The sequence below is a fragment of the Achromobacter sp. genome, assembly GCF_050285565.1.
In the GTDB taxonomy this organism is placed as follows: Bacteria; Pseudomonadota; Gammaproteobacteria; order Burkholderiales; family Burkholderiaceae_B; genus Achromobacter.
Map to the genome: position 1 here is coordinate 125,698 of NZ_JBLZXG010000013.1, position 21,935 is coordinate 147,632.

At 67.2% G+C, this 21,935-nt stretch carries 21 protein-coding genes and 1 riboswitch; of the genes, 12 read left to right on the forward strand and 9 right to left on the reverse strand.

Annotation, left to right across the window (positions count from 1 at the left end; genetic code table 11):
- Positions 1-20: 20 nt before the first annotated feature.
- Genes ACN6O8_RS24175 through ACN6O8_RS24185 form a run of 3 tightly spaced genes read right to left on the reverse strand, consistent with a single transcriptional unit; the run spans position 21 to position 4,597 of the window.
- The gene (locus ACN6O8_RS24175; RefSeq protein WP_427993513.1) at positions 21-2,510 is read right to left on the reverse strand and encodes an ATP-binding cassette domain-containing protein; all 2,490 of its coding nucleotides are present in this window, start codon (positions 2,508-2,510) and stop codon (positions 21-23) included.
- The gene (locus ACN6O8_RS24180) at positions 2,510-3,388 is read right to left on the reverse strand and encodes a branched-chain amino acid ABC transporter permease (RefSeq protein WP_427993514.1); all 879 of its coding nucleotides are present in this window, start codon (positions 3,386-3,388) and stop codon (positions 2,510-2,512) included. The genes ACN6O8_RS24175 and ACN6O8_RS24180 overlap by 1 nt, the downstream gene beginning before the upstream one ends.
- 18 nt (positions 3,389-3,406) lie before the next feature.
- Positions 3,407-4,597, reverse strand: a complete 1,191-nt coding sequence (locus ACN6O8_RS24185) for an ABC transporter substrate-binding protein (RefSeq protein ID WP_427993515.1) — start codon at positions 4,595-4,597, stop codon at positions 3,407-3,409.
- A gap of 33 nt (positions 4,598-4,630) precedes the next feature.
- Between ACN6O8_RS24185 and ACN6O8_RS24190 the strand changes: the two genes are divergently transcribed.
- From ACN6O8_RS24190 to metF, 10 genes are all read left to right on the forward strand, one after another.
- Entirely contained in the window at positions 4,631-4,822 is a 192-nt protein-coding gene (locus tag ACN6O8_RS24190) for a hypothetical protein (RefSeq protein ID WP_427993516.1), read from the forward strand.
- Entirely contained in the window at positions 4,794-5,753 is a 960-nt protein-coding gene (locus tag ACN6O8_RS24195; protein ID WP_427993517.1) for a polysaccharide deacetylase family protein, read from the forward strand. The genes ACN6O8_RS24190 and ACN6O8_RS24195 overlap by 29 nt, the downstream gene beginning before the upstream one ends.
- Before the next feature lie 34 nt (positions 5,754-5,787).
- On the forward strand, positions 5,788-6,552 hold the full coding sequence (locus ACN6O8_RS24200) for a GntR family transcriptional regulator (protein ID WP_427993518.1): 765 nt from the start codon (positions 5,788-5,790) through the stop codon (positions 6,550-6,552).
- Between the two features lies 1 nt (position 6,553).
- Complete coding sequence (locus ACN6O8_RS24205; protein WP_427993519.1) at positions 6,554-7,177, forward strand: flavin reductase family protein; 624 nt, start codon at positions 6,554-6,556, stop codon at positions 7,175-7,177.
- A 191-nt stretch (positions 7,178-7,368) separates the two neighbouring features.
- Positions 7,369-8,274, forward strand: coding sequence for an alpha/beta fold hydrolase (locus tag ACN6O8_RS24210; RefSeq protein ID WP_427993520.1), 906 nt, complete (start codon positions 7,369-7,371; stop codon positions 8,272-8,274).
- A gap of 117 nt (positions 8,275-8,391) precedes the next feature.
- The gene (locus ACN6O8_RS24215) at positions 8,392-8,628 is read left to right on the forward strand and encodes a DUF1289 domain-containing protein (protein ID WP_427993521.1); all 237 of its coding nucleotides are present in this window, start codon (positions 8,392-8,394) and stop codon (positions 8,626-8,628) included.
- An 83-nt stretch (positions 8,629-8,711) separates the two neighbouring features.
- Positions 8,712-9,752, forward strand: a complete 1,041-nt coding sequence (locus ACN6O8_RS24220) for a glycosyltransferase family 4 protein (RefSeq protein WP_427993522.1) — start codon at positions 8,712-8,714, stop codon at positions 9,750-9,752.
- A 67-nt stretch (positions 9,753-9,819) separates the two neighbouring features.
- Positions 9,820-9,955: riboswitch (S-adenosyl-L-homocysteine riboswitch) on the forward strand.
- Positions 9,956-10,055: 100 nt separating this feature from the next.
- Positions 10,056-11,474: an adenosylhomocysteinase gene (ahcY, locus tag ACN6O8_RS24225; protein ID WP_427993523.1), complete on the forward strand. Its 1,419-nt coding sequence runs from the start codon at positions 10,056-10,058 to the stop codon at positions 11,472-11,474.
- A gap of 119 nt (positions 11,475-11,593) precedes the next feature.
- Positions 11,594-11,929 carry a phage holin family protein gene (locus ACN6O8_RS24230; protein WP_427993524.1) on the forward strand — a complete coding sequence of 112 codons (336 nt, stop codon included), beginning with the start codon at positions 11,594-11,596 and terminating at the stop codon, positions 11,927-11,929.
- A gap of 137 nt (positions 11,930-12,066) precedes the next feature.
- Positions 12,067-12,909, forward strand: a complete 843-nt coding sequence (metF, locus tag ACN6O8_RS24235) for a methylenetetrahydrofolate reductase [NAD(P)H] (RefSeq protein WP_427993525.1) — start codon at positions 12,067-12,069, stop codon at positions 12,907-12,909.
- Between the two features lie 169 nt (positions 12,910-13,078).
- Here metF and ACN6O8_RS24240 read toward each other — a convergent pair whose 3' ends face one another.
- Positions 13,079-14,077 (reverse strand): tripartite tricarboxylate transporter substrate-binding protein, encoded by a 999-nt coding sequence (locus ACN6O8_RS24240; RefSeq protein WP_427993526.1) that lies wholly within the window; start codon positions 14,075-14,077, stop codon positions 13,079-13,081.
- A 287-nt stretch (positions 14,078-14,364) separates the two neighbouring features.
- On the opposite strand from ACN6O8_RS24240, the gene ACN6O8_RS24245 reads away from it, so the two are divergent.
- Together ACN6O8_RS24245 and ACN6O8_RS24250 are read left to right on the forward strand one after the other, a co-directional pair.
- Complete coding sequence (locus ACN6O8_RS24245) at positions 14,365-15,918, forward strand: hypothetical protein (protein ID WP_427993527.1); 1,554 nt, start codon at positions 14,365-14,367, stop codon at positions 15,916-15,918.
- 144 nt (positions 15,919-16,062) lie between these two features.
- On the forward strand, positions 16,063-16,482 hold the full coding sequence (locus ACN6O8_RS24250) for a hypothetical protein (RefSeq protein WP_427993528.1): 420 nt from the start codon (positions 16,063-16,065) through the stop codon (positions 16,480-16,482).
- Positions 16,483-16,599: 117 nt separating this feature from the next.
- Here the strand turns inward: ACN6O8_RS24250 and ACN6O8_RS24255 are convergent, their stop codons facing one another.
- The 5 genes from ACN6O8_RS24255 to ACN6O8_RS24275 form a co-directional block, all read right to left on the reverse strand.
- Entirely contained in the window at positions 16,600-17,466 is an 867-nt protein-coding gene (locus ACN6O8_RS24255) for a peptidase (protein ID WP_427993529.1), read from the reverse strand.
- A 55-nt stretch (positions 17,467-17,521) separates the two neighbouring features.
- Positions 17,522-18,325, reverse strand: a complete 804-nt coding sequence (locus ACN6O8_RS24260) for a transglutaminase family protein (protein WP_427993530.1) — start codon at positions 18,323-18,325, stop codon at positions 17,522-17,524.
- A 13-nt stretch (positions 18,326-18,338) separates the two neighbouring features.
- On the reverse strand, positions 18,339-19,325 hold the full coding sequence (locus ACN6O8_RS24265) for an alpha-E domain-containing protein (protein WP_427993531.1): 987 nt from the start codon (positions 19,323-19,325) through the stop codon (positions 18,339-18,341).
- A 2-nt stretch (positions 19,326-19,327) separates the two neighbouring features.
- Positions 19,328-20,758 (reverse strand): circularly permuted type 2 ATP-grasp protein, encoded by a 1,431-nt coding sequence (locus tag ACN6O8_RS24270; RefSeq protein ID WP_427993532.1) that lies wholly within the window; start codon positions 20,756-20,758, stop codon positions 19,328-19,330.
- Between the two features lie 415 nt (positions 20,759-21,173).
- The gene (locus tag ACN6O8_RS24275; protein WP_427993533.1) at positions 21,174-21,848 is read right to left on the reverse strand and encodes a 5-formyltetrahydrofolate cyclo-ligase; all 675 of its coding nucleotides are present in this window, start codon (positions 21,846-21,848) and stop codon (positions 21,174-21,176) included.
- Positions 21,849-21,935 lie beyond the last annotated feature (87 nt).

Here is a 21,935-nt window from a genome sequence, read left to right on the forward strand (position 1 = left end):
GGCGCGTCAGGGGCTGACGTTCAGGCGCCGAGGTAGGCGCGTGCCAGCGCTCCGTCCGCGGCGATCTCCCGCGCCGTGCCGTGCGCCGCCACGCGGCCGGATTCCAGCACGTAGGCGCGGTCGGCCAGCGACAGGGCCAGCGCGGCCATTTGGTCCACCAGCAGGATCGTCATCGATTCGGCCCGCAGCTTGTCCAGCGCGTCGAACAATTCGTCGATGATCTTCGGCGCCAGGCCCAGCGAAGGCTCGTCCAGCAGCAGGATGACCGGCTTGGACATCAACCCGCGCGCGATTGCCAGCATCTGCTGTTCGCCGCCGGACAGCAGGCCGGCGCGCTGATGCAGCCGTTCACGCAGGCGCGGAAAGCGCGCCAGCATCTGCTGCACCCGCGCTTCGCGGTCGGCCGGATGCAGGAAGGCGCCCAGCCGGATGTTGTCGAGCACGCTCAGATCCGGAAACACCTGCCGTCCCTCGGGCACCAGCACCAGCCCTCGCGCCACGATGCGGTCCGCGCTCAACCCTTGCAGCTCCTGTCCTTGCAGGTGCATGCCGCCCTGGGCGGGCCGGTGCAGGCCGGCGAGCGTGCGCATCAGCGTCGACTTGCCGGCGCCGTTGGCGCCCAGCAGCGCCACCATTTCGCCCTCGCGGACCTGCAAGTCGATGCCATGCAGCACTGGGTTGGCGCCGTAGCCGGTGGTGAGATTGCCCACGCCCAGCACCTCCGGCGCGACCCCGCCCGTGGCCGGGCACGCGCGTGCCGCGGGCGCTCGCCGCGCCGCGTCGTCGCCCAGATAGGCCTGCCGCACCGCGTCGGAGCGCTGGATCTCGCTGGCCGAACCCTGTGCCAGTTCGCGTCCCGCGTCGATGGCGACGATGTGATCGGACACGCCCATCACCAATGCCATGTCGTGCTCGACCAGCAACACGCCGGCGCCGGCCTCGGCAATGCGCCGCAGCAATGTCGCCAGCCGTGTCTTGTCCTCGCGCGACAGACCCGCCGCGGGTTCGTCCATCAACAGAATGTCGGCGTCGGTGGCGAGCGCGCGGGCGATCTCCACCAGCCTGCGGTCCACATGCGCCAGCCCGGCGGCCGGCGTGTCGAGCGCGCCTTCGTAGCCGCAGAAGGCGAGCAGGGCGCGGGCCCGCTCGCGCGCGTCGGACGCCTGATAACGGCGCGCGGCCAACAGGCCGCCCAGCCGGCCGCGCAACAGCCCCAGCGCGACGTTGTCCTCGACGCTCAGGGTGTCGAACAATTGCGAGGTCTGATAGGTGCGCGCGACGCCCTCGCGCGCCACGCGGTAGGCGGGCAGGCCGGCCAGTGGCGCGGCGCCCAGCGCGACCTTGCCGCCGGTTGGCTGGTAGTAGCCGCTGAGCATGTTGATGACGGTGGATTTGCCCGCGCCGTTGGGGCCGATCAGGGCGGTGATGGCGGCGGGCGCAACGGTGAACGACACGCGCTGCACCGCGCGCACGCCGCCGAATGTCATGGTCAGCGTGTCGGCGCGCAGGGCGCGGCGCGCCTGGCCGGTGGTGGCCAGCCCCCCCTGGCGCGGCGTCAAGCGCGGCATCGCGCCGCGCCTTTGCCAACGCGCCAGCAGGCCCGCCGCACCGTCGGGCGCCGCCCACAGCACCACCAGCAGGAAAGCGCCGAAGAACAGCAGGCGGTACTCCTCCAGGCTCGACAGCAGTTCGGGCAGCAGCCCGACCACCACCGCGCCCAGCAGCGGCCCCGCCAGCGAGCCGGCGCCACCGATGGTCACGGCCAGCACGAACAGGATCGACTGCATGAAGTTGAAATTGTGCGGCGTGATCATGCCGGCCTGCGGTGCATATAGGCCGCCGGCCAGTCCCACCAGCGCCGCCGATACCATGAAGGCCACGGCCTTCACCACCAGCGGGTTGATGCCGATGGATTCGCTGGCCGTCTCGCTGTCCTTGACCGCGCGCATCGCCGCGCCCCAGGTGCCGCGCGCCAGCAGCGCATAGCCGGCCAGGGCGGCGAACACCGTCACGATCGCGAGCATCGCCACGCCGCGGTCGCCGCCCAGGCCGCCGAGCGCGGGTTGGGCGATGCCCATCAACCCGTTCTGGCCGCCGGTGAGATCGCCGCCTTCGATGAGGGCGTGTTCCACGATGAAGCCGAAGGCGATGGTGATCATCGCCAGGTAGGGGCCCTGCACGCGCAGCGCCGGCACCGCCAGCAGCAACCCGAAGGCGCCGGCCACCAGCGCGGCGACAGGCCACGCCAGCCAGAAGCTCCAGCCGGCCTGGCCGGTCAGGATTGCGACCGTGTAGGCGCCGATGGCGTAGAACGCCGCATGGCCGAACGACATCTGGCCGGTCAGGCCCAGCAGCACGTTCAGGCCGATACCGGCGAGCGCCAGCAGGGCCACGTTGCCGATCACGAAAACGTAGTACCCATTGACGCTGGCCGCCAGCGCCAGGCTGGCGCTGGCCAGTAGGGCGTAGACGAGCAGCGCCGGCCGCAGGAACGCAGGTTGCTTGGACATCAGACTTTCCTCGCGGCGGCACGGCCGAACAATCCGTTGGGCCGCATGGCCAGGATGGCGATGACCAGCGCGAAGCTGATGATCTGGGTATAGCCCGAGCCCAGCGCGACGGTGATCAACCCTTCGGCCACGCCGAACAGCAGGCCGGCGAGCATCACGCCCCAGGCGCTGGTGATGCCGCCCAGGATGGCGACCACGAAAGCCTTCAGCCCGAACAGCGTACCCATGTCGGCCTGTACGTTGAACAGCGGCGCGACCAGGGCGCCCGCCACGCCCGCGAACAGCGTCGATACGGCAAAGGCCGCCATGATGGCGCGCCTTACCGGAATGCCCATCAGCCGCGCCGCATTCGGGTTCTGCACCACGGCCAGCAGCGCCACGCCCCAGCGCGTGCGGCGCGACAGGGCATGCAGCGCGCCGGCCAGCGCCAGCCCCACCAGCGGGATCAGCACGTGCAGCGGATACACGCCCAGGCCCACGCCGCCGATTTCGAGCGGGGCTTGCGCCAGCGGGGACGGCAGGCTGCGCGGCTCCTTGCCGAAGGTGAACATCACCAGGTTGTCCAGCACGATGCCCAAGGCCACCGTCGACATGAGCCAGGCATTCGAACCGCGGCTGGCGAATGGCCGCACCGCCAGCCGCTCGACCACCAGGCCATACAGCGCGCACAAGGCCAGCGCCGGCGGCAGGGCGGCCAGCAGCGGCCAGCCCAGCGTCTGCGCGAAGGTATAGGTCAGCACCGCGCCCAGCATCATGGAGCTGCCCTGGGCGAAGTTGACCGTGCCGGACACGGCGTAGGTCAGGTAGAAGCCCAGGGCCATCAGCCCGTACATGCTACCCAGGCCCAGGCCGCTGACGATGGCGGACATCCACAGCATACGTGTCTCCCCTGGCGCTTACTGCGCGCCCTTGACGGGCAGGATGCGGTTGTCGACGAAGTGCGTCCACACGTAGTCGTCCTCGCGCAAGGCGTCGTGCGAGGCCGGCGTGAAGGGCTGCTCGTAGGTCTTGATCAGGCCTTCGTACTTGCCGATCTTGTAGAAGCCCTGGCGCACCGCGTCGCCGTCGGTGGAACCGGCCTGCGCGATCGCCAGCGCCGCCAGTTGCATGCCGTCATAGGCATTGGCCACGCCCACGGCCGGGGTGATGTCCTGCGGGCCCTTGATGTCGGAATACTTGGCCTTGAGCGCCTGCATCACTTTCTCGCCCACCGGGCCCTGCTGGCCGAAGAAACTGTAGGTCTGCACGAAGTGCACGTTCTTGGCGTTGGGGCCGGCCAACTCGGTGAAGCGGCCGCCGGCCGGGCCCCAGTGCGACACCACCGGCACCTTCCAGCCCATGCGGTCCAGCGATTTCACCACCTGCGCGGATGGCCCTACGTTGCCCACCAGGAACAGCGTGTCGGCCCCGGCCGCCTTCAGGCGGCTCAGTTGCGGCGTGACGTCCAGATCGCCGGGCTGGAATTTCTCGACGCCCGCCGGCGTGATCCTGGCGGCCGCCAGCGCGGCGTCCAGCCCCTTCTCGTTCGATTCGCCCCATGGGTTGTTCACCAGGATCATGCCCGGTTTGGCGCTCTGGAAGGTCTTGCGGGCGTACTGCACCATGGCGCTGTCGACGATCTCATCCATCGCCGAGACGCGGAACACGAAGTTGGGATTGCCCTTGTTGTGCGTGATTGCCGTGCCGGCGGCCCAAGGGCCCACGAACGGCACCTTCTCCTGGTTGACGATGGGCACGATCGCCATCGACACCGGGGTATCGAGGCCGCCGAACAGCACGGCCACCTTTTCCTTGTAGATCAGCTCGCGCGCCGCGGCCATGCCCTTGGCCGGATTGCCTTCGTCGTCGCGCCGCACCAGTACGATCTGGCGCCCGCCCAGCAGGCCGCCCTTGGCGTTGATTTCGTCGATGGCGATGGTCATGCCGCGCGTCAGGGCCTCGCCGGCGCGCGCCGATTCCCCCGACAGGGCGGTGATCAGGCCGATCTTGATCGGGTCGGCGGCCAGCGCGGGTTGCGCGGCCAGGCCGGCCGCGAACAGGGCGGCGGCGGTGGCGCGGAGCATGAATGAACGGCGGGTCGGGCGCATCGGGCACTCCTGGAAAAGTGGAATGGATCTTGCATGGAGAAGGTGCTGCTGCCGTTCCCGATGCAAGATCCATGCCACCTGACCCAGGGGGGCCGATCACAGAGGGAAGCCGGTGGTTTGTCGACTTTCCATCCTGTTTTTGTTTCCAAAAAAGCAGGGTTTTTGTTCACAATCATGCATCAGGATTTGCACCAAAATGAATCCATCGCTGCTTCAAGGCACTAATGCGGGGCGTGCCGCTTCCTGGGCGCCCGCGCCGCTGGCGGGCCATGACCGTTTCGCTTACCAGCCCATCACCGGCCGCGCGGATTACACCTGGCCCAATGGCGCGCGGCTGGCCGTCTATCTGGGGTTCAACATCGAGCACTTCGCCTTCGGCGAAGGGCTGGGCGCCGAGCTGGGCCCGGCCTCGCCCCAGCCGGACGTGCTCAATTACGCCTGGCGCGAGTACGGCAACCGGGTAGGGGCATGGCGCTGCCTGGAACTGTTCGACGCGCTGGGGCTGCCGGCGGGGGCGCTGATCAATACCGCGCTGTATGACCATTGCCCCGAGCTGGTCGATGCCTGCCTGGCGCGCGGCGATGAGCTGATCGGCCACGGCTACAGCAACGCCCATCGCCAGGGCGGGTTGGGCGAGGCCGACGAACGGGCGTTGCTGGAACACTGCCGCGACCGTATCGGCCGCCACGCCGGCGCGGCGCCGGCAGGCTGGTTGTCGCCATGGATCTCGGAAAGCCGCGCCACGCCCGACCTGCTGGCCGAAACCGGCTACCGCTACACCTTGAACTGGTGCCACGACGATCAGCCCACACGCTTGCGCACGCGCGCCGGCGACCTGTGGGCGATTCCCTATCCGCAGGAACTGAATGACATCCCCATGATCATGGGTCGCAAAATGGACGCGCGCGACTTTGCCGATATGATTCTCGACCAGTTCCAGGAAATGCGGACGCAGGCGCTGCGCCAGCCCCTGGTGATGGGCATCGCGCTGCATCCCTATATCGTCGGCCAGCCCTACCGTCTGCGACACTTGCGCCGGGCGCTGGCGCCGCTGGCGGCCGCGCGCGACCGGGGCGAGATCTGGTTCGCCACGCCGGGCGAGATCTACCGCCATGTCGATGGCCTGTCGCCGGCGCCCGGCCTGCCTGCCCGTTGATCGACTTTTTTCCTTCGTTGCCACCGAGCCCGCCATGCCCACCCGCGATCCCGCTAAATCCCGTTCCAAGGCGACGCCCGCGCGTCGCGCCGCCGCCGCTGTCGCCGAGCACCTGGACGACGCGGCTCCCGATGCCGACATGGAGCGCCGCATCTGCGAGGCGGTCTACGAAAGCGTCATGAGCCAGCGGCTCACCCCCGGCACCAAGCTGCCCGAGGCGGCGCTGTGTGACATCTTCGGCGTGTCGCGCTCGGTCGCGCGCAAGGCGCTGCAACGCCTGGCGCACGAGCACGTGGTTGACCTGCACCACAATCGCGGCGCCGTGGTGGCCGAGCCCACTCCCGAGGACACGCGCCAGATCTTCGAGGCGCGGCGCGCACTGGAGGCGGCGCTTTTGCCGCTGGCGGCCGCGCGCGCCACCAAAGCCGACTATGCCTCGCTGCGCAAGCAGTTGCGTGACGAGCACGCCTTGCTGCACCGCGCCGGCCAGCCCGCCTGGGCGCGCCAGGCCAGCGCCTTCCACGTGCGCCTGGGCGAACTGTCCGGCAACCGCATCCTGCACGGCTACCTGGCCGAGCTGGTGTCGCGCTGCTCGCTGATCGTGGCGCTGTATGAACCGCCGGGCAACGCGGCCTGCGAACACGGTGAACACGTGCTGATCGTCGATCTGATGGAGCGCGGGCAGGTGGCCGAGGCGGTCAAGATCAACGACAACCATCTCGCGGACCTGGAGCGGCGCATCAGTCTGGAGCGCCCGCAGCCCGCGCAAACCCTGGCCCAGATGCTGGGAATGGCCTGACATGGACATCGACTTCGATTCAATCACCGGATACCAGCGCTACAAGCTGATGGCGAGCCTGATCGTGCCGCGGCCGATCGCGCTGATCACCACGCTGTCCGAGACCGGCGTGGTCAACGCCGCGCCTTTCAGCATGTTCAACATGCTGGGCGAGGACCCGCCCATCGTCATGGTCAGCATCAACCGGCTCGACGACGGCAACCTGAAGGACACGGCGCGCAACATCGCGCGCGACCGCGAATTCGTGGTGCACCTGACCGACGAGGCCATGGCCGAGAAAATGCACCGCTGCGGCGATCGCCTGCCGGCCGACGTCAGCGAGCTGGCGCACGCCGGCCTGGACGCCGCGCCCAGCCAGCGGGTGGCGCCGCCGCGCATCGTGCAGGCGCCGGTGGCCTTCGAATGCACGCTGTTCGAAACCCTGGAAACCGCCAGCCGCCAGATCTTCATCGGCCAGGTGCGCTGGCTGCACGCGCGCGACGGCCTGATCGACACCGACTCCTGGCGCGTGCGCCTGCAGGATTACTTTCCGGTGGGCCGCTTCGGCGCCAGCTTTTACGTCACCACGCGCGACCGCTATGCCATCGGCGACATGCCGGCCAGCACCGCCATCGACGAGATCTGAGCCTGCGCGAAGCGCCCGACACCGCACGGCGGCCTGCGAACCCGGTGCGCGCCGCGCTGCAGCAACTGCCGGATGTGAAACACTTCGAGGCCGGCCGCTGCGCCCGCCACCCCTGGATGAAAGACGTGGCGTGCCGCGTGCGCGACCGGCTCGACAACTGAAGCACCACCGACAGAGAGGCACAGACCGCAATGACCGCTTTCTTCGATCTGCCCGTGCGCCGCCACGAGGTCAATGGCATCCATATCGCCGCCCGCGTCGACGGCGCCGGGCCGCCCTTGCTGCTGTTGCATGGCCATCCGCAGACCCATGCCATCTGGCACCGGGTCTGGCCGCAACTGACGCGCCACCACACTTGCGTGGCGGCCGACCTGCGCGGCTATGGCGACAGTGACAAGCCGGCCGCCACGCCTGACCATGCCGCGCATTCCAAGCGCGCCATGGCCGCCGACATGGTGGCGCTGATGCGCGCCCTGGGGCATGAACGCTTCGACGTGCTGGCGCACGACCGCGGCGCCCGCGTCGCGCACCGGCTGGGCCTGGATCACGCGGCCGCGGTCGGCCGCATGATGCTGCTGGATATCGCGCCGACGCTGGACATGTACGAGAACACCACCCGCGCCTTCGCCCAGGCCTATTACCACTGGTTCTGGCTGATCCAGCCCGCGCCCATGCCCGAAACCATGATCGAACGCGATCCGGTTTTTTACCTGCGCTCGGTGATGGGCGGCCGCCCCGGCGGGCTGGCGCATTTTTCCGACGAGGCGATGGCCGAGTACGAACGCGCCGCGCGCCTGCCGGGCTGGGCCACCGGTATCTGCGAGGACTACCGCGCCTCCGCCACCCTGGATCTGGAGCACGACCGCCAGGGCCGCGCGGCCGGCGAACGCCTGCGCCTGCCGCTGCGCGTGTTGTGGGGCGAGCGCGGCGCGGTGGGGCGCAATTTCGACGTGCTGGGATTGTGGCGGGCGGTGGCCGACGAGGTGTCGGGCGGAGCGCTGCCGGGCGCCCACTACCTGGCCGAGGAAACGCCGGACGCGCTGCTGCGCGAGGTCGCGCAATTCTTCGGCTGGGCCGAGGGGAGGCGCTCGGCCTGAGCGCGCGGGCCGGCGGCCCGCGTGCTCAGGGCGGCCCTTTCGCCACCTGTCAATCAAGTCAAGACAGGGGATAGGGCTATCCAAAAAGGGACGCACCCCGGGTGGTAACCTTCGCCCATGAATGCCACCTTTGCCGATCTGACCGAATTGCCCGAGCCCGGGGATGCGCAACGCGCCTTCCGGGCCTCGGACTCGCCCTGCGTTGCCGTGTGTTCCACGCTGTTCGACGATATCTGCCGGGGCTGCGGCCGCACGGCCATGGAAGTGGCCAACTGGGTCTTCATGACGGAAGAGGAAAAGCGCGAGGTCTGGATCCGCATCAAGGCCCAGGGGTACCCGCGCCGCAACAGCTAAGCAAGCCGGCCACGCGCGCCGTGGTCTTGAGGGTGTCACATGGCGCGGGCTAAATCGCGCTATCGCCCACTTCCGGCCCCATCATGCGCATCGTCCTGGTTACGGATGCCTGGCATCCGCAAGTCAACGGCGTCGTCCGCACCTGGACGACCATGCAGCAGATTCTCACCGAATGGGGCCACGAACTGATCGTGGTCAATCCCCAGGGCAGCCGCACCGTGCCGGCCCCGTCAGAGCCGGACCTGCGGCTGTGTCTGCAACCCGGACGGCAATTGCGCCGTATCCTGGGCGACACCGTGCCCGACGCGCTTCATATCGCCACCGAAGGCCCGTTGGGCCTGGCGGCGCGGCGCATGGCGCTGGCGCGCGGATGGCGCTTCACCACTTCGTTTCACACGATGTTTCCCGACTACCTGCGGGCGCGCATGGGCATTCCCGCGGCGTTGCCGTGGCGCTTTTTGCGCTGGTTCCACCGGCCGTCGCAATGCGTGCTGGTGCCCACGCCGACCGTGCGCGACATCCTGGTGCGGCGCGGTTTCGCCAACCTGCGCCTCTGGTCGCGCGGGGTCGACCCGCGCAAGTTCCGGCCCACTCCCGGCCAGGCGTTCCACGACCTGCCGCGCCCCGTTTTCCTCTCGGTCGGCCGGGTGGCGCGCGAGAAGAACCTGGACGCTTTCCTGTCGCTGGAGCTGCCCGGCAGCAAGGTGGTGGTGGGCGCCGGTCCCGACGAGGTTCGCCTGAAAAAGCGTTTTCCCCGGGCGGTGTTCCTGGGCATGCAGAACGATGATGCCCTGCCGGCGTTCTACGGCGCGGCGGACGTCTTCGTGTTCCCCAGCCTGACGGATACGTTCGGCCTGGTGATGCTGGAGGCCATGGCCTGCGGCACGCCGGTGGCGGCGTTCCGCAGCGAGGCGCCGCTGGCGGTGGTGACGCCTGGCGTCACCGGCTTCCTGGACGATGACCTGGCCCACGCCTGCCGCGCGGCGCTGCCGCTGGACCGGCATGCCGTGCGCGAACATGCCCTGACGCGCAGTTGGGACGCCGTCGCCTCGGATCTGCTGGCATCGCTGGTGCCGCTGACCCCCGGCGCGGAACCGGCGCGGTCCCTGGCCCAGGCGGGCTGACCGCCACTGATCCGACATTGCACGCCGAGCTTTCCTCTGCCCCGGCCAAACCGGTACAATGCCCGTCAATCCTGAGGAGCGTTGCGACGACCCTGTGGTTCCCGTCATGCCCCATGGCTCGCGGAACCCGGTTCGCCAGGCTCAGGAATCCCTGTTCAAGCGCCGTGCCCAGCACGGCGTTACAGCAACGGCGCTCACCTTTGTCGCGTATGGCGGAAAAGGCGAGCACTCGATTGTCGTGGTGGTTTCGCGTTGTCCGGCCGTATCGTGCGCCGTTCGTCATTCACGTGGAGCCTACACACCATGAACGCTGTAACCGATAAATCCTTCTCCGACTACATCGTCGCCGACCTGTCGCTGGCAGGCTGGGGCCGTCGCGAGCTGGCCATCGCCGAAACCGAAATGCCCGGCCTGATGGCCATCCGCGAAGAGTTCGCCGCCAAGCAGCCGCTCAAGGGCGCCCGCATCGCCGGCAGCCTGCACATGACCATCCAGACCGGCGTGCTGATCGAAACGCTGGTGGCCCTGGGCGCCGAAGTGCGCTGGGCCTCGTGCAACATCTTCTCGACCCAGGACCACGCCGCCGCCGCCATCGCCGCGTCGGGCACGCCGGTCTTCGCCGTCAAGGGCGAAACGCTGGAAGAGTACTGGCAGTACACCCACAAGATCTTCGAATGGCCCAATGGCCAGAACGCCAACATGATCCTCGACGACGGCGGCGACGCCACGTTGATGCTGCACCTGGGCACCAAGGCCGAGAAGGACATCTCGGTGCTGGCCAACCCCGGCAGCGAGGAAGAGCGCGTGCTGTTCGCCGCCATCAAGAAAACGCTCGAGCGTGATCCGAAGTGGTACTCGACCCGCCTGGCCCTGATCAAGGGCGTGACCGAGGAAACCACCACCGGCGTGCATCGCCTGTACCAGATGTCGCAGAAGGGCGAGCTGGCCTTTGCCGCCATCAACGTCAACGACTCGGTCACCAAGTCCAAGTTCGACAACCTGTACGGCTGCCGCGAATCGCTGGTCGACGGCATCAAGCGCGCCACCGACGTGATGATCGCCGGCAAGATCGCCGTGGTCGCCGGCTACGGCGACGTGGGCAAGGGTTGCGCCCAGGCGCTGGTCGCCCTGCGCGCCCAGGTGTGGGTCACCGAAATCGATCCGATCTGCGCCCTGCAGGCCGCCATGGAAGGCTTCAAGGTCGTGACCATGGAAGAAGCCGCCGCCCACGGCGATATCTTCGTCACCGCCACCGGCAACTACCACGTCATCACCCGCGAACACATGAACGCCATGAAAGACCAGGCGATCGTGTGCAACATCGGCCACTTCGACAACGAAATCGACGTTGCCAGCCTGGCCGACTGCAAGTGGGAAGAGATCAAGCCGCAAGTCGACCACGTCATCTTCCCGGACGGCAAGCGCATCATCCTGCTGGCCCAGGGCCGCCTGGTGAACCTGGGTTGCGCCACCGGCCACCCCTCGTTCGTGATGTCGTCGTCGTTCGCCAACCAGACCATCGCCCAGATCGAACTGTTCACGCGCAACGAGGCCTACAAGTCGGGCGAAGTCTACGTGCTGCCCAAGCACCTGGACGAGAAGGTCGCGCGCCTGCACCTGAAGAAGCTGGGCGCGAACCTGACGACGCTGCGCAAGGACCAGGCCGACTACATCAGCGTGCCGGTCGAAGGCCCTTACAAGCCGAATCACTACCGCTACTGATGCTTGTAGCAAAATAGGGAAATGCCGCGCCATGTCGGCGCGGGTTTTCCGATCCGCGGGGTTCCCCCGTATCGCTTGGCGATGACGGGGCCGCGGAGCGTCAATACAGGAGGTCGAACATGGAATTGATACTCGTCTGGATCCTGAATGCGGTGGCCCTGCTGGCCGTTGCCTACCTGCTGCCCGGCATTACCGTCGCCAGTTTCGGGTCGGCGCTCATCGCCGCGCTGGTGCTCGGCTTGGTGAACATGCTGGTCAAGCCGGTGCTGGTGCTGCTCACGCTGCCCATCACCATCGTCACGCTCGGTCTGTTCCTCATCGTCATCAACGCCTTGTTGTTCTGGTTCGTCGGCTCCGTGCTGAAAGGCTTCCAGGTCAACGGCTTCTGGTGGGCCGTGGGCGGTGCGATCCTGTACAGCATCATCTCTGGCCTGCTGACCAAACTGATTCCCTGATCGCCCCCGCCCCGCGAGCGCCAGGCGTCCCCTCGCAGGGGCATGCCAGCGGACCGGCAAGGCCGGCTCCGCGGCGCCCCGCCGGGGCGGCACCTGTTTCATGCGATGCGCGTAGCGCTATGGATAACTGATCCGATATGTCCGACTCGATTTCCCCCGCATTCAGCCTGGAGTTCTTTCCGCCGCGCGACCTCGCCGGCCAGGAACGTCTGGTCCGCGCGGCCAAGCAGATGCTGGCGATCCAGCCCAAGTACGTCAGCGTGACCTTCGGCGCGGGCGGTTCCACCCGCGCTGGCACGGCCGACGCCGTGCGCACGCTGCGCAACCTGGGCTGCGAGGCGGCGCCGCACCTGTCATGCGTCGGCGCCTCGCGCCAGGACCTGCGGGACATCCTCCAGGCCTACAAGACCGAAGGCGTGCGGCGCGTCGTCGCCCTGCGCGGCGACCTGCCTTCGGGCATGGGCGGCGACGCCGGCGAGCTGCGCTACGCCAACGAACTCGTGTCCTTCATCCGCGAGGAAACGGGCGATTGGTTCCACATCGAGGTGGCGGCCTATCCCGAAATGCATCCCCAGGCCGCCAATCCCTCGGCCGACCTGGATCACTTCGTGGCCAAGGTCAAGGCCGGCGCCGATGCCGCCATCACCCAGTACTTCTTCAACGCCGACGCCTACTTCGACTTCGTCGACCGGGCCCAGGCCAAGGGCGTGCGGGTGCCGATCGTGCCGGGCATCATGCCCATCACCAACCACACCCAGCTGCTGCGTTTCTCGGAAATGTGCGGCGCCGAAGTGCCGCGCTGGATCCGCCTGCGCCTGGCCGAGTTCGGCGACGACAAGGCCTCGATCCGCGCCTTCGGCGTCGACGTGGTCACCGAACTGTGCCAGAACCTGCTGGACAACGGCGCGCCGGGACTGCATTTCTACACCCTCAACCACGCCGAAGCGCCATTGGCGGTGTGGAAGGAACTGAGCGTATAGCCTCGCGCCGCGCATCACGTGGCCACGAGAAGGCCGGCAATCGTTGCCGGCCTTTTTTCCGCTGCAGTCGTTGCCGCGGCGGGCGGCTCGCGCCCCCCATGGGATGTCTTGCCGCCGCCGGCCGGCAAGGTCGTGGCGACCGGCGCCGGCTCGGCAGATGCCGGGGACATCAGTCCGCGTAAACGCCCGCCTTGCGGATGATCGGCCCCCACTTGTCCACTTCCGACTGCAGCCAGCTTTGCAGGCCGGCCGGCGTCTGCTTGGCCTCGGGCACGATCTCGGCGCCCAGCTCGGCCATCTTCTGGCTGAAGGCGGGATCGTTCAGCGCGTTGCGCAGCGCCTCGTTGAACTTGGCCACCACTTCCGGCGGCGTGCCCTTGGGCGCATAGACGCCGTGCCAGACCTTGACCTCGAAGCCCTGCAACCCGTTCTCCTGCAGCGTCGGTGAATCGGGCAATGTCTTGATGCGTTCCAGGGTAGTCACGCCATAAAGCTTGACCCGCTGCGCCTTGATATGCGGCAGGGTCTGGGTGGTCTGGTCGCACAGGACGTCCACCTGGCCGCCCAGCAACGCCGTCAGCGCGGGCGCGGTGCCGGCGTAGGGGATGGTGGTGAACTGCACGCCCAGCGATTCCTGCAGCAGCATGCCGCACAGTTGCGAGACCGCGCCCAGCCCGGCATTGGCCAGGTTGATCTTGTTGCCGTTGGCGCGCGCGTACTTGATGAATTCCACCATGTCACCCGGCGGCAAGTCCTTGCGGCCCAGCAGTGTCATGGGCACGTCCGCCACCTGGCCGACGTAGGCGAAGTCGGTCAGTGGGTTGAACGGCAGCTTGCGGTACAGCGCCGTCGCCGTCGCCATGCCGTTGTGATGGATCAGGAAGGTGTAGCCATCGGGCGCGGCGCGCGCCACGTGGGTGGCGGCCAGCGTGCCGCCCGCGCCGGGGCGGTTCTCGATGATGATGCTCTGGCCCAGGGTCTTGGACATGGCCGCGCCCAGGCTGCGGGCCACCACGTCGGTGGGGCCGCCGGCCGCGAATGGCACGACCAGCGAAATGGCGTGATTCGGATAACTGCTCTGGGCCGCGGCCGGGCCGCCCGCCAGGCAGCCCAGCGCCAGCAATGGCGCGGCCAGGCGCCCCAGGGCGCGCGGAAGTATTGGGGTCATGTCTCGTCCTTGTCGGTGTTATCGCAACCCGCAAGGCAAGGCATGGCGGGCTGACGCCAGTGTGGCGCGCCAGCCGCAAGATGAGAATTTGCGGTTTTACAAGCCGGGTTTAGGGAAGCGGAAAGGGGAGGCGGAAAGCCAGGTTTGTACGGTCTGCTACTAGCAGCTTGGTAGCACTTCGTCCGCTTTCAATTTGTCCCTTACTCGCGTTCCTTTCCAGCGATGCTAGTTTCTGATCCATTGCACGGCAAATCTGAAGTGCCGTGTCGCTCACCGAGATTAGAGGCATGACCAAGACTTTTGTCCATACCCCGCCACTTGTCATCGCTCCGCAGGCGCCGGCGGTCGGTGTGTCTCGCGTCACCGCCGTCAACCGCGGCCCCGACATCCCCGCCTCCACCTCCGTGACGCTGGGCCAGCAGGCGGCCAACGTGCTGACCTACTCCCCCGGCACGGTCGCGGCCAATGCCACCGGCCAAGTGGCGGAACCCGACGCGCTGTCGTCGCTGATGTCCGACAACGTCCGCGCGGCGTCGCTGACCGGGCAGTTCAAGGGCCTGGCGGCGGCGCTGCTGGGCCGCTTGCAGGCCGATGGCGGCAACTATTCGCTGTCGATCCCCTCGGCCCGCGCCGCCGCCGTCGATGGCATTGCCGCGCCGCAGGGCCCGGCGCGGGCCGACAACGCGATCTCGCTGCGCATCACCACCGCCAGCGGCGCCCAGGTCACCGTCACGCTGGAAAGCAATGAAAAGGGCCTGGGCGTGCAGATCGACGTGGGCGACGCCAAGCTCTCCGAAGCCGAACGCAATGCCATCGCCGGCCTGTCCAAGTCGTTCCAGGAGGCCGTCGACGGCTTGGCCGCGGTGCCGCCCAAGCTGGCGCTGGGCGCGCTGGCCAAGTTCGACAGCGGCGTGCTGGCGGCGGTGTCGCTGCAAGCCTCGGTGGGCGCCGAAGGCCCCGACCGCGTCAGCTTCAATTTCCAGGCCGATGCCGGCCAGCGTTCGCTGACCGTCAAGACGGTCGCCGGTTCCGCGCAGATCAGCGTCGATGCCAGCAATCCCGCCCAATTCGGCAGCGCCCAGCAACAATCAGCCGCCATCGCCAACTACCTGTCCCGCTTCGACAGCGCGCAAAAGCGCGGCGAAGGCGATGCCAACCTGATGGCTCTGTTCAAGTCGGGCTTTGCCGACCTGCACAAGAGCTACGGCGACTGGGCGCCGCAAGGCAAGACCACCACGCGCCTGGGCCTGCCCGCCGACGTGCATCGCACGCTGCTGTCCGGCCTGGCCGATTTCTCGGCCTCGATCAACCAGACGCCGATCGCCTCCAATCCGCTGCAGCCGCGCGAGCTCGACAGCTTCTCGTACGAGACCTCGCAGAACACCCGCGCCAGCGGCAGCCCGCGCCTGGACCTGGCGATCTCGCAGCAACAGCAGTCGTCGCTGGCGGCCAGCTACCACCGCGCCCTCACGCCCGGCCAGCAGTTGAACCTGACCACCGATCCCGAGACGCAGAACTACGCCTTCCACCAGATCCGCGACAACAGCCACAACCAGACCGACATCGCCTACGCAGACGGCGAACTGGCCAAGGCCTCGTTCACCGAATCGAGCACGATGTCGACCCGGGTGAGCAAGTTCATCAAGGGCAAGCTGGTCGACCAGAGCAGCATCACGCCCACGACCCAGACGCGCACGCAAGACCTGATGACCCTGCTGCGCGCCGCCGACCTGAAGGCGCCGCTGGAGGACACCCGCACGCCGCGCGACCAGATCGAAGCCGCGCTGATCCGCAAGCAGGAAGACCTGGCCCAGGCCGTGGCGCGCCTGCGCGGCGAATAGCGCGCGAATCTCAAGGGCTGCATTTAGCAGCATTTAGTCTTCCGATGAGGGAAGCAACCATTATGTCGAATTGAGCGTTTTCGACGTCCGGACTAAACACCTATTCTGTTATTAATGCGTCTTCGGACTACTTGGGTGTAATCAATGAAAAGAATCGCCGCTTTATATTTCATGACTATTCTAGCCGGGACTTCCGTTCCCGCTGTTGCCGGAAATTGGGTCGTGATTAATCCCGCGCCCCTCATAAATGCTGGGAATGTTTACGTAGATACTTCGAAGTTCTTTCCACCTTCTCCGCCGCCAGCCAATGCTGTTATCAAGTCGCTTTCATGGGATTTGAGCGTCTACGATAATAGTAATATAAGTGCAAAGTATGAGATTTGCATGCTGCCGGGAGTTTCAAGGTGCTTTGATGTTTCTAATAATCTGCAGTCTCGAACCAGTTTCTTTAATTATTTCAAAGCATCAAGTTCTTTCATCGTTCGCGTGAAACTCAATGGTGGGAGCTATCCCGCCAAAGCAGGCTTCACTGGCAGCCACATGATCTATGTAGAGTGGGAGTGACACTTCTGCGGGCTGCCGAAATGGAATTTACCAAAGCCTAGATTGATTACGGCGCGCTAGTGATCCATCCTTCGATGACGCTGATTGGGTCGTCGAGCAGGCGTGGATATTGAATCTCTAGTTCAGCTGATCTTTGCCCGGATCCTCCGCCAGCACCTGCGGCGCCGGATACATCACGGGCACCACGTCCACCACCGGCTCGGCCCGCAGCGGTTGGTGCACGCGGCTGGCGGGCACCAGCGAGCCGGGATCTTCCGGGCGGGTCCAAAGCGGATCCGGGATTTCGGCGAACACCTGACGCAGCCGCTCGCCCCAGGTGCCGCGGATCATGCGGAAATACTCGTTGTGCTCGTCGATGCAGGCGAAATGCGTCACGCGCAGCGTGTCGGCGTCGTAGACCAGCAGATCCAGCGGCAGCCCCACCGAAATATTCGAGCGCAGCGTCGAATCCATCGAGATCAGCGCGCATTTGGCGGCCTCGTCCAGCGACGTGTCGGGACGCAGCACGCGGTCCAGGATGGGCTTGCCGTACTTGGCTTCGCCGATCTGGAAGTACGGGCATTCGGAGCCGGCCTCAATGAAGTTGCCGGCCGAATACACCTGGAACAGGCGGCAACGCTCGGCGCCGATCTGGCCGCCGAAGATCAGGCTGACGTTGAAGTCCACGCCCTGTTCATGCAGGGCCGCGGCCTCGCGGTGGTAGACCGCCCGAACCGCGGCGCCGACCCGGCGGGTGGCTTCGAACATGTCGGGCGCGTTCCAGACGGTTTCGCCGCCCTCGTCTTGCTGGCGCGCCAACGCGTTCAGCACGGCCTGGCTGACGGCCAGGTTGCCCGACGTCATCAGCACCATCATGCGCTCGCCGGGACGCTCGAAGACGGTCATCTTGCGGAACACGCTGATCTGGTCGACCCCGGCATTGGTGCGGGAATCGGACAGGAAAACCAGGCCGGCATCGAGGCGGGCGGCTACGCAGTAGGTCATGATCGAAAAATGGGAAAAGCCACACCGCATTGTATTGCGGTGTGGCCGGACGGGGTTATTGCTGCGCGGCGGTCTGGACCTGCACGCTGACCTCCATGGATTCCTCGCCGCCGCCGCTGCGCACGCCGCGCACCGGCGAGGCCGAGTCATAGTCCCGGCCCACCGCCAGGCGGCAGTGGCAATCGGAGGCGAATTGGCGGTTGGTCACGTCCACGCTGGTCCAGCCCGTGCCGGCCAGCCAGACGTCGGCCCAGGCGTGGCTGGCGGCGTGCTCGGCGGTGGTGTACAGATAGCCGCTGACATAGCGCGCCGGCACCCCCAGGCCGCGCACGCAGGCCAGGAACAGATGGGCGTGATCCTGGCACACGCCGTGGCCCAGCGCCAATACCTGGCCGGCGGCGGTGGTGACGTCGGTGGTGCCGGGTTCGTAGGCGACCCGGTCGTAGATGGCGGCAGCCAGGGTCAGCACGTCGGCGGGCGTGTTCAGGCCGTCGGGCAGCACATTGCGGGCGAACGCGATGATGGTGTCGTCGGCCTGCGTCAGCGGCGTCTGCACGCAATAGGCGTGAACCGGCAGGCGGCTGTCCTCGCCGCCCAGCGCGCCCTGCGTCAGCGAGCCGACCATGACCTGTCCGACCACCCGCAGTTCGATCTCCGTGTGCGGGCGGTTCAAGGTCAGGGTGTGGGTGATGTTGCCGTAGGCGTCCACCTGTTGCTCAAGCGCGCCGGGCGCCTCGATGTGCCAGCGCAGCACGCGCTGATGCTCATCGTCGCGCGGGGTCAGCCGCAGGGTCTGGATGCTGTAGGTGACGGGCGCGGTATAGCGGTAGTGCGTGACGTGCGTGATGATCTGTTTCATGCCTGTCTCCTTGTCATGCCGACAACGGCACCAGGAAGTCCTGGCTGATCCGGTTGCCCAGGTCGTTGATACGATCCAGGAAGTGCTCCAGGTACTGATGCAGCCCGTTGCGCAGAATGTCCTCGACGCGGCCGAACTGCAGTTCGGCGCACAGCATGCCGGCGCGCCGCTCGGTTTCGGTCGAACGCTGGTTCGAGACCCGGGCCAGGTCGTCGGCCACCGCGCGCATCGCCGCCAGCAGCGAACGCGGCATGTCCGGATGCAGAATGAGCAGTTCGGCCACCCGGTCGGGCGTGATCACATCGCGGTAGACCTTGCGGTAGACCTCCAGCCCCGACACCGAACTGAGCAACGCCGACCAGCGATAGAACTCGCTTTGCAGCGCGCCCGCGGCATGGCCTTCGCCGCGGCCGTCCTGCGGTTGCTGCGGCGTGCCATTGCCGTCGCGTTCGTGGAACTTCACGTCGAGCATGCGCGCGGTGTTGTCGGCGCGTTCCAGGTGCATGCCGATGCGCATGAAGTAGAGCGCTTCGTCCTCAAGCATGGTGCCGATGGTGACGCCGCGCGCCAGGTGCGAGCGGAACTTGACCCATTCGAAGAACTCGCCCGGGTTGCGTTCCAGCAACCCGGTGTGCAGATGCTTGAGCAGCTCCAGCCAGGTGGTGTTGTAGGTCTCCCAGACTTCGGTGGTGAGGCTGCCGCGCACGGCGCGCGCGTTCTCGCGGGCGGCGCGCATGCAGCTGTAAATGGACGAGGGATTCTCGGCGTCGCGCACCATGTACTGCAACACGTCGTGCGGCGACACCGCGGCGTGCTTGGCGTGGTAAAGCCGGTGCAATTCGGAGATGCGCAGCACGGCGTTCCACGAGCCCTCGCGCGTTTGCGCATCCTGCGGCAGCAACGACATCTGCAGGTTCACGTCCAGCATGCGGGCGGTGTTCTCGGCGCGCTCGGTGTAGCGGCACATCCAGAACAGGTTGTCGGCGGTTCGGCTCAGCATCGTTATTCCTCCAGAACCCAGGTGTCCTTGGTGCCGCCGCCCTGGCTGCTGTTGACCACCAGCGAGCCCTCGGTCAGCGCCACGCGGCACAGGCCGCCAGGCACGGTGCGGATGTCCTTGCCGCACAGCACGTAGGGGCGCAGGTCGACATGGCGCGGCGCCACGCCCGACTCGACATAGGTCGGCACCGTCGACAGCGCCAGCGTCGGTTGCGCGATGTAGTTGGCGGGGTTGGCGCGCACGCGCTCCTTGAACGATTCGACCTCGGCATGGGTGGCCGACGGGCCCACCAGCATGCCGTAGCCGCCGGCGCCATGCACCTCCTTGACCACCAGCTCGTGCATGTTGGCCAGCACGTGCGACAGTTCCTCCGGACGGCCGCAACGCCAGGTGGGCACGTTCGACAGGATCGGCTCTTCGCTCAGGTAGAAGCGGATCATGTCGGGTACGTAGAGATAGGTCGATTTGTCGTCGGCGATGCCGGTGCCGATGGCATTGGCCAGCGTCACGCGGCCGGCGCGGTACACCGACAGCAGGCCGGGCACGCCCAGCGCCGAATCGGCGCGAAACGATAGCGGGTCGAGAAAGTCGTCATCCAGCCGGCGGTAGATCACGTCGACCTTGCGCGGCCCTTGCGTGGTGCGCATGTACACGGTGTTCTGCTCGACGAACAGGTCCTGGCCTTCCACCAGCTCCACGCCCATCTGCTGCGCCAGGAAAGCGTGCTCGAAGTACGCCGAGTTGTACATGCCGGGTGTCAGCACCACCACGGTGGGATCGTCGCCGCCGTGCGGCGCCACTTCGCGCAGGTTGTCCAGCAGCAGGTCGGGATAGTGCGCCACCGGCTCGACCTTGATGCGGCTGAAGGCATCGGGCATCAGCCGCATCGACATCTTGCGGTTCTCCAGCATGTACGAGACGCCGGAGGGCACGCGCAGGTTGTCCTCCAGCACGTAGAACTCGCCGGCGCCGGCGCGCACGATGTCGACCCCGGCGATGTGGCAATAGATGTCCTCGGCCACATCCACGTCCTGCATCTCGGGGCGGTACTGGGCGTTCAGGAACACCTGCTCGGCCGGCACCACGCCGGCGCGCACGATGTCATGGCCGTGGTAGATGTCGTGGATGAACATGTTCAGCGCCCGCACGCGCTGCTTCAGGCCGGCCTCCAGGCGGCGCCATTCGTCGGCGGGGATGATGCGCGGGATCATATCGAACGGGATCAGCCGTTCGGTGCCGGCGGCGTCGCCGGCCACCGAAAAGGTGATGCCGACCCGCCGGAAACTCAGGTCGGCCTCCAGGCGGCGCGCGGCCATGGCTTCCGCCGATTGCTCCTGGTGCCAGCGCTCGAAGGCCTGGTAATGGGAGCGTATGCCGCCGGCGCTGTCGCGCATTTCGTCATAGGCGGCGGGACGGGATGATCTGTCCTTCATGGCTCCTCCGTTGCAGATGCTGACGGCTCGCTTGGGACGCGGCCGTTGTCCGGCCCCTGCGGGGCCGGTCTGAATGAATAAGCAACCCGTGTGCCAGCTTGGCCGGCGCGCACGAGGGGCCGCCCTGGAGGTCAATATCCTCTTGTCGGCGGCGGCTGGCTACCTCCGGCCGCAAGGAGGCAGCGACGGGACGGGCGGCCCCCAGGGGCCGTGGCGTGGCGCCATGGGCCCGAATCGGGGCCGCGCGGTGGGACGAATCGGGGCGCGGCCGGGCCGCGGCGAAAGGGGCGTAAAGGCGGGGTGACGAACGGCCCGCAAGGGCTTGCCGCGGCACGCGGCTAAGGGGAATATCAGGGGCGGATCATGGGGGAGGTTGCACCATTATGGTGCAAGCCCTCCGGGCAAAACTAGTGCGTCAGCGCAGCGTATGACGGTGCAGTGTGACGCCGCCCTGGCCGGGGTTTTCCTGCGGGGCATGCGGCACCCAGCCGTCCGGCGTGATGACGGCGTCCAGGCGGAAGTCATGGGCGGCCGGTTGATAGCCGGGATCCAGCTCGCCGCAACTCCAGGCCACGCCGATGGTGACGAAAGCGTGGCCGCGGTCGCGCAGCGCCGCCAGGGTGCGGTCGTAGTAGCCGCCACCATAGCCGAGGCGATCGGCGGATTCGGTGTAACCCAGCGTCGGGATCAGCAACACGTCGGGCAACACTTCGGCGCCTTGTGCCGGTTCCTGGATGCCGTAAGGGCCGGCGCGCAGTTCCGCGTCCGGCGTCCAGGGCAGGAAGACCAGCGGCGCGTTGCGTTCGCGCACCACCGGCAGGGCCACCGTGACACCATTTTCGGCCCATTGCTCCAGCAACGGCCGCAGGTCGGGTTCGTCTGCCATGGGCCAGAAGGCGGCGACCACGGTGGGCGCGCGGCGGCCGGCCCGCAACGCTTCGTCGCGCGCCACGTTGAGCCAGGTGAACAGGCGCGCCCGCATCAGCAGACCGCCGCGGCTGCGTTGGTCTTCCGGCAGTTCGGCGCGCAATTTCCGCAATCGCGTGCGTAGCTGGCTTGCGGTATCCTCTGGAGTATTTTGCGTAGTCATGCGGTAGCTGTAACAGGGGTGGAAAATGAAGGCGACACTGCGGGTCAGCGATAACACGAGTCATGGTGCGAATTTGCGCGCGAACCT